General features: G+C 33.6%; 8 protein-coding genes. 4 read left to right on the top strand and 4 right to left on the bottom strand.

What is annotated here, in order from left to right; genetic code table 11:
- Positions 1-83: 83 nt before the first annotated feature.
- Together cysS and folE are read right to left on the bottom strand one after the other, a co-directional pair.
- A complete protein-coding gene (cysS, locus tag JM658_RS13970) occupies positions 84-1,568 on the bottom strand; it encodes a cysteine--tRNA ligase (protein ID WP_236959901.1) in 1,485 nt (494 codons plus the stop codon).
- 130 nt (positions 1,569-1,698) lie between these two features.
- Positions 1,699-2,379: a GTP cyclohydrolase I FolE gene (gene folE, locus JM658_RS13965; RefSeq protein ID WP_236959900.1), complete on the bottom strand. Its 681-nt coding sequence runs from the start codon at positions 2,377-2,379 to the stop codon at positions 1,699-1,701.
- Between the two features lie 514 nt (positions 2,380-2,893).
- Here folE and JM658_RS13960 point away from each other — a divergent pair.
- Both JM658_RS13960 and JM658_RS13955 read left to right on the top strand, forming a co-directional pair.
- The gene (locus JM658_RS13960) at positions 2,894-3,328 is read left to right on the top strand and encodes an SRPBCC family protein (RefSeq protein ID WP_236959899.1); all 435 of its coding nucleotides are present in this window, start codon (positions 2,894-2,896) and stop codon (positions 3,326-3,328) included.
- 49 nt (positions 3,329-3,377) lie between these two features.
- On the top strand, positions 3,378-4,298 hold the full coding sequence (locus JM658_RS13955) for a bestrophin family protein (RefSeq protein ID WP_236959898.1): 921 nt from the start codon (positions 3,378-3,380) through the stop codon (positions 4,296-4,298).
- A gap of 115 nt (positions 4,299-4,413) precedes the next feature.
- On the opposite strand, the gene JM658_RS13950 is transcribed toward JM658_RS13955, so the two are convergent.
- Complete coding sequence (locus tag JM658_RS13950; protein ID WP_236959897.1) at positions 4,414-5,937, bottom strand: OmpP1/FadL family transporter; 1,524 nt, start codon at positions 5,935-5,937, stop codon at positions 4,414-4,416.
- A gap of 106 nt (positions 5,938-6,043) precedes the next feature.
- Positions 6,044-7,219, bottom strand: coding sequence for a hypothetical protein (locus JM658_RS13945; protein ID WP_236959896.1), 1,176 nt, complete (start codon positions 7,217-7,219; stop codon positions 6,044-6,046).
- Positions 7,220-7,328: 109 nt separating this feature from the next.
- Between JM658_RS13945 and proS the strand changes: the two genes are divergently transcribed.
- Entirely contained in the window at positions 7,329-8,804 is a 1,476-nt protein-coding gene (proS, locus tag JM658_RS13940; protein WP_236959895.1) for a proline--tRNA ligase, read from the top strand.
- 657 nt (positions 8,805-9,461) lie between these two features.
- The coding region (locus tag JM658_RS13935) for a hypothetical protein (RefSeq protein WP_236959894.1) at positions 9,462-12,137 on the top strand (2,676 nt) is incomplete at its 3' end.

The raw sequence follows: 12,137 nt of genomic DNA, 5'->3' as shown, positions 1-12,137 counted from the left end.
CATATTAGAGTTTACAATGTTTTGAATGCTAGATTGCAAATTTTATTTTTAAAGCCTAAAGCCTAAAGCCTAAAGCCTAACAATTAGTTTAGACTAAAAGTTGTTCCGTCTTTACCATCTTTTAATTCAACTCCCAAAGCAGCCAATTGATCTCTGATTTTATCTGATGTAGCAAAGTCTTTATTAGCTCTTGCTTCTGCACGTAACTGAATTAATAGCTCTACAGTTCCAGTTAACTTATCTGAAGAATTGTCTTGAGCATTTCTCTCGTCTTGCAGTCCTAGAACATCAAAAACAAACGCATGCATAGTTTCTTTGATAGTAGCTAAGTCTTCTTTGGTAATAGAAGCCTTTTCTTCTTTAATTAAGTTCACCTGCTTTACAGCTTCAAATAGGTTTGCTATTAAAATCGGACTATTAAAATCGTCATTCATAGCACTATAACAGCTATTTTTCCAAGCGCTAACATCAAAAGTAGATGTGTTTGCAGTTGGTAAACTTTCTAATGCGCGTATGGCATCCATCAATCTATTAAATCCTTTTTCAGAAGCTAAAAGAGCCTCGTTGCTAAAGTCTAAAATACTACGGTAATTAGCCTGTAGCATGAAAAATCGGGTTACTGATGGCGTAAAAGCTTTGTCTAAAATATCGTTATTACCTGTAAATATTTCATTTGGTAAAATATTATTACCAGTAGATTTAGCCATTTTCTTCCCGTTTAGTGTAAGTAAATTGGCATGCATCCAATAATTAACAGGACTTTTTCCTTTAGAGGCTTCCGCTTGAGCTATTTCACATTCGTGGTGAGGAAATTTTAAATCCATTCCGCCTCCATGAATATCAAAATGTTCTCCCAAATATTTGGTGCTCATTGTAGTACATTCTAAATGCCAACCAGGGAAACCATCACTCCAAGGAGAAGGCCAACGCATAATGTGTTGTGGTTCTGCTTTTTTCCAAAGTGCAAAATCTTGTGGATTTTTCTTTTCAGACTGTCCAGCAGTTTCTCTTGTATTGTGAATTAGGTCTTCAACTTTACGTTTGCTCAGTTTCCCATATTCATTTGTTTCATTAAATTTTAAAACATCAAAATATACAGAACCATTCACTACATAAGCAAAGCCATTATCTATAATTTCATTAATTACCTCAATTTGTTCAATAATATGCCCAGTAGCAGTCGGCTCGATGCTAGGAGGGAGGTTATTAAATTTATTAAGGGTGTTATGGAAATCTACCGTATATCGTTGCACGACTTCCATAGGTTCAATTTGTTCTAATCTCGCCTTTTTTGCAATTCTATCTTCTCCAACATCTGCATCATTCTCTAGATGCCCAGCATCAGTGATATTTCTTACGTAGCGTATTTTATATCCAAGGTGCTTAAGGTATCTAAAAACAAGGTCAAAAGACATAAAAGTTCTTACATTACCGAGGTGTACATTACTGTAAACGGTAGGTCCACAAACATACATTCCAACATAGCCCTCTGTAATTGGTTTAAATACTTCTTTTTCTCCTGTAATCGAATTATAAATTTTTAATTCGTTGGTTTGATATAGTTGCATTGTTGTTTTAATGATTTTTGAGAATATCTTAAAAAAAGGTTAGTTTTTTATCTGCATATTCAACTGCCGAAAATGTTGTATTCGCACATTTGTATATGCAGATTTGTAGTTAGATTAGAAGAATTTATTCTTAAAAATCAGTATCTAACTTTATGTAATCTAAAAACTCTCTTTTTACTGATGGTTCTTTAAATTTACCTCCAAATTCTGAAGTTACTGTACTACTTTCTATGTCTCTAATTCCACGAGAATTTACGCAAAGGTGTTTAGCATCAATTACGCAGGCAACATCTTTAGTTCCTAGCGCTCTTTGTAGTTCTTGTACTACTTGCATTGTAAGTCTTTCTTGAACTTGTGGACGTTTAGCGTAGTAATCTACAATTCTATTCATTTTAGAAAGACCAACAACACTTCCGTTAGAGATATATGCAATATGAGCTCTCCCAACAATTGGAAGTAAGTGATGCTCGCAGGTAGAATAAACAGTGATGTTTTTTTCTACAAGCATTTCTCCGTACTTATACTTATTAGAAAAAGTAGAAGCTTTAGGTGTTTTCTCTGGATTAAGTCCAGAGAAAATCTCTTTTACAAACATTTTAGCAACTCTTCGTGGTGTACCACGTAAACTATCATCTGTTAAGTCTAATCCTAACGTTTCTAAAATATTGTAAACTTGTGATTCTATTTGTTCTATTTTCTGGTCATCAGATATCTCAAAAGCATCTTTTCTCATTGGAGTTTCCGCCGCTGATGATGCATGGTCATTACCTAATTCTTCAAAGTGATCTTCTAATGCTTTATCTATTTTCATCCCTCTAAAATATTACTTTATTGCAACTAACTCTTTTAAATAAATTTTTAATAGGTGTTGTAAAAAATGGTTGCCAATAAAAAAAATTGACAGCAAAGATACGTATTTATAGCCTATTAACATTAATATAGTGCTAAGTTGCAAACTTTTTATTGAATAATTAACTTTCTTCGTTTATTAAATGGTGTTTTCGAGTATTTAGTGTACTTTTTTATTAGTAGCTTTTCTCTCTAAAACCTTTCAATTTTTCTATTATTCATCTGTTATTTGTTGTCTTTCAGCTTTTATTCATTTGGAAGTAATTTTTTATCAGCAATAAGATTTATTTCTACGATTAATTTTTACAATAATAGTATAGGTTTGCTCGTTCACTATCGTGAGGAATTTAATTTCTGATGTATAAAAAGTAGATGTTTATAGAAATCTCACTTTGTTTTTCTGAATAATATATTGCTATTTTAGAGTTGATGATCCCTAAACTGATTCTTTTAAATTTTAAATAGATTGATAAAAAATGAAAGATCAAACAATTGTCAAAGACATAGCATTTAATGCAGCTATAACAACACTTTGGGATGCTATTACAGATCCTGAAGAAATGAAAAAATGGTATTTTAATATTCAAGATTTTGAATTAGTAGAGGGGAATAAGTTTTATTTTTACGAACCCAACGGAAAAAATTTTAAACATGTATGTAGAATTTTAGAAGTTGTTCCTGGGGAAAGAATCCGGTATACTTGGAGTTATCCAGAATATTCCAAAGCAATATCTGTTGTGAGTTGGCAATTAACTTCTGTAGATAGAATAACGCATGTACGATTGAAACATAGTGGGATAGAGAATTTTTCTTCCTTAGGGCCTAATTTTGAGAGTAGTAGTTTTGACGCAGGTTGGGATGCTATTATAATGAAGAGCTTGCCAGAATTTTTGAAAAGTAAATTGTATTAAATTTCTTTGAAATAGGTATATTTAATTCAAAATTAGATTTACCAACCTTATGTTAGTTTCCAAAAAAGTTAATATTTACAGTATTTTAAGCGGTACTTGGCGTCATTTTTTAATAGAAATAATAGCCTGTCTTGCTGCTTATACACTTTATAGATATGTAGAGTCTCTCCATGTTTTTGATTCAGTAGTTATTTCAAGTAAGATACCTACTATTTTGGGTACAGCCTTAGCCTTTTTTATTGGTTTTAATAACAATCAGGCTTATGATCGTTGGTGGGAAGCAAGAAAAATATGGGGCGCTTTGGTAAATGATTCTAGATCTTTTGGAAGACAGGTTTTCTTTTATATGAAAGGAGATGTTACTACTGAAAGCATAAAGAAAGATAAAGTTAGAATGATTTATCGACATATTGCATTTGTATATGCGCTTAAAGAAAGTTTAAGAGGAACTATTTCTCGTGAGTATCGTAATTACCTCTGCGAGGAAGAATGGAAGGCAGTAGAGAAGGAGTCGAATATTCCTAATGCAATTTTGAACTTACAATCTCAGGACTTAGAAATGCATTATGATAAAGGGAATATAGATGGTTTTAAGTTTTTGGAGTTAAATAAAATGATAGTCGGTTTTTGCGATGAAATGGGAATGTCAGAAAGAATTAAAAACACCGTATTTCCTACCACTTATAACTTCTATACTCGTGTATTTATCTGGATATTTATTGTAAGTATAACATGGTCTGCAGTAGATGGGATGGGCGCTTGGTCTATATTAGTAGGAATTCTTGTGGGTTATGTGTTTCTAACTACCCATAAAATTGGGATGGCACTTTTAAATCCTTTTGAAGCGATTCCTTCGGGAATTTCTTTGAATCAAATAACAAGAGCTATAGAAATCAATTTATTAGAAATGCTTGGAGAAAGTAAAATACCGCCTCCGGAAGAGGTTGTTAATGGGGAGTATATTATGTAAAGATATATGTGATGAAGAGTAATAAGTGAAAAAAAGCTCGAAAAGATGAAATCTTTTCGAGCTTTTTTTTGTGAGTAACCATAAAGAATATTTTTCTTAATGATTATGTTTTTTACTATAAGTTAAAGGTAACAGAGAAGCTCACGTTTGTATTCTTATTATCGATAGCTGCTGTAGATGTGAGTCCTGTGTCGTACAAGGAAATGTTATAATCATGGAACGCTTGACTAAATCCTAAGTCTAATTTTGTAGCTCCAAAAGAGTACCCAAGCCCCAGAGAATATCCATTTAAGTCACTTGAAGTGAACTCGTCTTCATAAGGGCTGCCTTCAAAGCGATAACCTCCTCTAAAGCTAAATCTCTTCACTCTAAATTCTCCTCCAACTCTAACGGTAGAAACTGCTTGAAATTCATTGTCGATAGCTTGGTTTTCTTCAGCAAAAACAGGGTCTGTAGTTGGTTTGAGCTTTGCGTTAGACATATCTTGATAAGAATAATCTAAACTTAATAACCCAAAAGGCCCAAAAATAACAGCCATACTTCCAGTATATTTCCCTGGAATATAAATATCGTAATTTGGGAATATAATGGTACTTCTAAGGTCGTCTCCTAACCCTATAATTTCTGTACCCTCAATATACTCGGTATATATATTTTGTGATAATTCGTCCGTCATACCGTACCATGTAGGCGATTGGTAACTAGCTCCAACACGAACCATGTTACTTAGTTTTGCAATCCCTCCAATATTAAATGAGAATCCATTTCCATATGTATATAAATCGTTGTCAAATTCAACATATTGAAGTTTAGAATCACTATCATAGCCAAATTCCTTAAACTGAGATATTCTTCTACGTTCAAGGCTATGGAAATTCAATCCGAAACCTAGATATACATTATCGGTATATTGAGAAGCGAAGTTTAAAGTATATTTACTGTCGTATCCTGAGGTAATAACCAATTGATCTTGACCAATTCTACTTGCATATTTTGCATTGGAGACATAGCTGGTTTCATCAGGATTTTCGGTAGTAGCAGGATCAATTATTAAGTTTTGATAGCCTAAGTATCCTTGCTGTGCACTATAACCTAAATCATGGCCTATATTTAAATAAGCGCTGTTGTAATTTTCATTATCTTGAATTTTTAAGTCTTCAACCCTGTATCCAGTAGCATTGTTTAAGAAATACTGAGCTATAGAAGTATTTCCATCTCCAGTAGCTAAGAATTCGTTTTCAAAATTATTACTGAGTTCGTAATTAAAAGCCATGGTAAATTTTTTCCAAGGAGAAGAAGAGTTTCCATTTTCAAAAACTAATGCTCCCCCAATTTGATTCAGCTTTAATTGTGAAAAATCAGTTTCACTTCTACCGTTAAAATAATTAGTTTCATTATTTATATGGTAGTTGGCGAGCGAGATAGTAAATACAGTATTCGTAAATACAGCAGAACCTGCGGGGTTGATATTAAGGGAAGACATGTCTCCTCCAAGAGCTCCAAAAGCTCCGCTCATTCCTTGGTATCTCGCAGTTCCGTTTAGTTTGTCGCTTCCGTAAAGAGCTACATCGTTTCGGTTTTGAGCAAAAACATTTGTAGCGAATATAAATGTTACTAGAAATAAAAATAGATTCCTCATTTGATTACTTACTAAGTTTTTTCAGAAATTATATAATTTTTAAAGTTGTAAATCTTAAAAAAAGGCCTACTTTTTTGGAGTAAGCCTTTTTAAAATATAAGTTTTATTATCTTCTTCCACCGCTACTTCTTGATCCACCACTACTTCTTGATGCGCCGCTACTTCTAGATCCCCCTGAGTAAGATCTTGAACCGCTGCTTGATCTAGAGTAAGAGCCGCTACTTCTACTAGAAGACGTTGGTCTTGAGTATGTATTAGAACTTCTACTAGAAGACGTTGGTCTTGAGTATGTGTTAGAACTTCTTGTAGATGAAGAAGATCTAGAATAACCTTCTCTTGTAGAGGTATTTCTAGAAGCAGAACTAGATGTTCTAGAATATCCAGCTGTTCTGCTGTAACCACTTCTATTTCTATCTACGCCAACTCTAGAGCTATTAGAGTACCCACTACGAGAAGTTGTACTTCTTGATGAATTCCCTGTTCTTGCTGAAGTAGATCTAGAATAACCTCTAGATGTTCTTGCAGTAGTATTACTTCTTCTTTCAGTAGCGTTATGTCTAGCTATAGCAGCTGTATTTCTACCATAATATCCTCTTCTTGAGTTTGTATAGGCATATCTGTGATTTCCACCATAAGGGTAAGGACGGTAATATCCGCCACCCCATGGACCGTAATAACCTCCGCCATACCAAGGACGACCGTAATAGCCGCCACCGTAGCCCCAGCCCCAGCTTAAGCCCCAGCCTCCACCATAGAAGCCGCCTCCCCAACCACCGTAGAAGCCACCATAGTAACCACCGTAATATGGCCCCCAATATGGGTTATAGTATCCACCGTAGTAGCCTCCATATCCAAAGTCGTTGTTGTAAACATTAACGATAGTTCTTTCTGGGTTTTCTCCCCATCCAGGATTTCCTTCGTTATAATCTAAGACGTAATCTTGAGTTACATCGGTGCTATCTACATCAGTGCTAGAGTATTCGTTTACATCAGTAAATATTTCATTTTGCTCCTGATAATCTAATGCTTGACCTAACATTTGAGCTCGGCTATCAAAATAGCCCTCATAATCAGTTATTGCAACATTAGCGGTAGCCTGTTGTTCTTGTTTTTTATCATTGGAATTTTTAGTATCGTCATAATAAGCAATATCTTTTTCATATATTCCATCATTATCATAATAAGAAGCCTGATCATATGATCCACATGATCCAGCGAGAATTCCAACAATAAATATAGTAGAAATAGCTTTTAATTTTCTAGGAATGTATAGTGTTTTCATGATTGTAAAAATTTATTGTTGAACATAACAAAAATAGTTAGTTTTGTCGAACTATATATTTATAGATTACATTTAACTAAGGTGCAAGTTTTGTGCCAAACTACATACAATGGGTAAGAATTTAACAAAGAGAAGCGAAGATTATTCTAAATGGTATAACGAACTGGTTGCTAAAGCTGACTTAGCTGAAAATTCAGCAGTAAGAGGTTGTATGGTAATCAAACCTTATGGGTATGCTATTTGGGAAAAAATGCAAGCACAATTAGATAAGATGTTCAAAGAAACAGGACATGAGAATGCATATTTTCCTTTATTTATTCCGAAGTCATATTTAAGTAAGGAAGCAGCTCATGTTGACGGTTTTGCAAAAGAATGTGCAGTCGTAACTCATTACAGATTAAAAAACGCTGAAGATGGAAGTGGAGTTATTGTAGATCCAGATGCAAAATTAGAAGAAGAACTTATTGTGCGCCCTACTTCAGAAACGATTATTTGGGATACCTATAGAAAGTGGATTCAATCATATAGAGATTTACCTATTCTTGTTAACCAGTGGGCAAATGTTGTACGTTGGGAATTAAGAACACGTATGTTTTTAAGAACTGCGGAGTTTTTATGGCAAGAGGGGCATACGGCACACGAAACAAAAGAGGAAGCAATTCAAGAAGCAGAGCAAATGATGCATGTGTATGCAGAATTCGCAGAGACCTTTATGGGTGTTCCTGTAGTAAAAGGAGTGAAAACCGATAGCGAGCGTTTTGCTGGTGCTGTAGAAACTTATTGTATTGAGGCTTTAATGCAAGATGGAAAAGCACTGCAAGCTGGAACCTCTCATTTCTTGGGTCAGAATTTTGCAAAAGCATTTGATGTAAAATATACAACCCGTGAAGGTAAGCAAGAACTAGTTTGGGCAACTTCTTGGGGAGTGTCTACAAGATTAATGGGAGCTTTAATAATGATGCATAGCGATGATAACGGATTGGTATTGCCTCCAAAATTAGCACCTATTCAAGTTGTAATTGTTCCTATACACAAAGGGCAAGAACAGTTAGATGCAATTACAGAACGTGTAAATCCTTTAGTTAAAGAGTTAAGATCTAAAGGGATTTCTGTAAAATTTGATAATAGAGATACTTATAAGCCAGGTTGGAAGTTTAATGAATATGAGTTGAAAGGTGTTCCGTTGCGCTTAGCAATTGGAATGCGTGATATGGAAAATAACACTTTTGAGTTAGCTCGTAGAGATACACTTTCTAAAGAGGTAGTTGCTACCGATGATGTGGTCGAAAGAATTGAATTTTTACTTGAAGAAATCCAAGAAACAATTTTTAATAAGGCTTTAGATTATAGAAATAGTCATATTACAGAAGTAAATACTTTCGAAGAGTTTAAAGAACTTTTAGAAACTAAAGGTGGATTTTTATCGGCACATTGGGATGGAACGACAGAAACCGAAGACAAAATAAAAGAACTTACAAAAGCAACCATTCGTTGTATTCCTTTAGACTCAAAAGAAGAGGATGGTGTTTGTGTGTATTCTGGGAAACCATCCAAGCAGCGAGTTTTATTTGCTAAAGCCTATTAATAGTGTTTTTTAGGAATATTCCAATTCTTGTGAGTAACTCCTAAAAGAACCTTATATACTATATGGTGTAGATTACTATTTATAATAGTTGTTGAATATTTTGTGCAACTGTTATAATCTTTACTATTTAATATTGTTAACCAAAACAATGATCATGTTATATTCTGATCATTGTTTTGGTTTTTTTATTTTATACAAAACTTGAGTCCTTCATTAGTTTTTTTGAGCATTTATTTATGATGACATATTAACTATGTATGTCTGTTATATCTAGGGATATTTCTTAATCAATATTTCAGTGTCTCATAGGGGTAGAATTTTCTTCAAGAGGAAAATTATTTTTTTAGCGAAGTAATTGTATCGATCAAAGGCATATTTACTTGATAAATGTTGATTTTATACCCTGAGCTAATTAAAAGAAGATAACAATACATTAATATTCATGTAATCAGATAAAAGAAAATCAAAGGCATTAAATATGGATAGAGAATTAATATGCTATAAATTTGCACCTATTGTAAACACCTGATAATGTGTATTTTGTGTTTTTAATAATTAATTCCCTCTTCCTATTATCCCTCAGATAACTTTATCAATTTTTTGATTGATAGGTTCTTGTCGTATTAAAAACTGATTATTTCTTTTAAATAAACATGTATGATGAATAAATACTTATTGTTATTTGTTTTTACTTTTATAACTGCTTTTATTCCATTTAATGCTTTTTCAAGCAATAGAGATGGAGAAAAATTATATTCTGAAGTTGTTATAGACGACTTTACAGTTGCAACTGAAACTGAACCAGCTGAATGTAATACTGATGGACAGGTGTCTTTTATTATTGTAAATGGAGAAGCGGATGTCGATTTCCAAGTTTCTATATATAGACTTCCAGATGTAACGACGCCTGTTACAGTCTTAAATGAAGATGGAATCTCAGGTAATATTACGATGGTAGCAGATCTTGCTGCTGCGGAATATTATGCAGAGATACAAAAAGTCAATTCAAGTAGTGAACAACTTCAAAAGGAAGTGAATTTTGAAATTGAATCTAATGTTAGTGAAGCATTAGATTTTTCTGTTACTAATAAATATACATGTCCTTCTACTTTAGATGGGGATGATTATTATACTTTTACAGTAAGTACGGTTTCGGGAACTATAGTGGAATATTCTTTATATCAAGACGGAGCTTTAATTGCTGGTCCACAATCAAGTAACGAGTTCGATAATGTAGAGCCAGGTACATATACTGTGCAAGTAGTGAGTAATTGTGGAGCTACAAAAAATGAAACTTATATAGTTTCTTCCTTAAGTAAAACTTATGAATATGATCCGATTGTCATTTCTAGTAGTTTAGAGTGTAATCAGGAAGCATATAGACCAGGGATTAGTGCTGATAGTGATATATTAGTTTATCCAGTTACGTCAACGTCTGTTATAACATACCCAGATAATACTACAGAGACTTTTGTGCTTATAGAGGAAGGAGTTACTGGTCAAGCAACTGATTTAGTAGAATTTGGGAATGTTTATTATTCTGTTTTTCAGGATGAAAATACTGTTGTTGTAACTACAATTACGGATGCTTGTGGGAAAGAGGTTACTGATACATTTACGGATACGTTAGATATAAATCCATCTACTAATATTAGAGGTACTTCTTCAGTTTGTGGGCATGAATATATAGATTTTAGATTTTCACGAGACCTCACCTATCCAATAGTAGTTACGCTTTCTAGTTTTCCAGATGATTTTGATGTTAATCAAGCTATAGCAGCTGGTTATACAGATAATGGAGATGGAACATATAGTATGACAATTACTGCTGCGAATGAGTTTGATAGTGGTTCTATTGGGAGTAGTAGTGAATATGTTGCAGATGGAGCTTATGTGTTTGATTTTATTGATGACTGCGGGATTACGCACCAAGAGATAGAGAATGTAACAAGTGATGAATTAGAGATAGGAAGTAATTTCAGATTTTATTGTGATACAGAAACAGCATATGTTACATTATATGTTAGTAATGAAGATGCTGTTTTTACAGTAATAGAAGCGCCAGATGATTTTCCTTTTACGTTGCCCTATGAGACAACTGTTCAATTTCAAACTTTGCACTATATATATGATGCCCCTCCTGGAGATTATGTAGTGGAGGCAGTTGTAGAAAGTTGTGATAATCAACTACTTACTCATGAATTTACAATTAATGATGATGCAGCTTATGAGAGTGACGTAACTGTCACTAAGTATTGTGGTACGTTTGGTATAGATGGTACTTATAGCCGTGTAAATACATCTACTTCTTTTTATGTGTATCTGCAGAAATATGATGAATCAACAGAAGAATGGGAAAATGAGCTTACCTTAAATTTATCATATAGTAATAGTGGCACTATTAATGAGCAAAATTTAGATTATGGAGATGGATCTTATAGAGTTGTTACTTATTTAGCAGGTCCTCCTAGTGTTTTAACGAATGCGGGTGTTGCTGAAGCTTGTACAGAACCTATGGAGGTTCTTGAGGAATTTGAATTTAATGGAAGCGGATCGGTTGTTGTAACTGATTATTATGTTAATGAATGTATTAATGGTAATCTAAGTGTTTTTATTGAGGCTGAAGGAGTTGGAGATATAAATTATAAGATTATTTCTAAAGATGGAGTTGATTTTGAAGATGATAATGGTACATCAGGAGCTTTTATCGACTTAGAACAGGGAAATTATGTTTTTGAATTAACAGATGATTGTGGTACAGAAAGTGTTTCTATTAATGCTAATAGAACAAAAAATCCACGAATTAGAGCTGTTAATTTATGTGAAGGAGAAGATGGCTTTTTATTTGCTCCTGATTTAGATTATATGGAATATGAATGGACAAAAGATGGAGGTTCTACTGTTTTGGGAACTTCTAGTACCTTGCCTATTGATGATTTCTCTTCGATTGATGATATTGGACTTTATCAAGCGAAATTAACATATGATGGAAGTGGAAATACATGTTCAGAAATAATAATAACATATAATGTAACTGCAGAAAATACAACTAATCCAGAAGCTGGAACAGGACAGACTCTAAGTGTGGTTAAGTCAAGCGTAGCCGATGTTCTGAATTTATTTGATTACTTAACAGATTCTTATGATGAATTTGGTTATTGGGAGGAAACAACAAGCACAATAAGCGGAGGACTAACTGATGGTTCTAATTTATGGGATATATCTTCTGTAGAAGCTGGTACGTATACTTTTTTATATACCGTTGAAGGAGGTTGTAGTGGAGAAGATACTGCAATAGTTGCAATAACTTTGATAGACTGTGTACAGCCTTTA

Source organism: Joostella atrarenae, assembly GCF_021764745.1.
GTDB lineage: Bacteria > Bacteroidota > Bacteroidia > Flavobacteriales > Flavobacteriaceae > Galbibacter > Galbibacter atrarenae.
The sequence above is the reverse complement of the archived record's forward strand: the minus strand, read 5'-3'. Positions and strand labels throughout refer to the sequence as shown.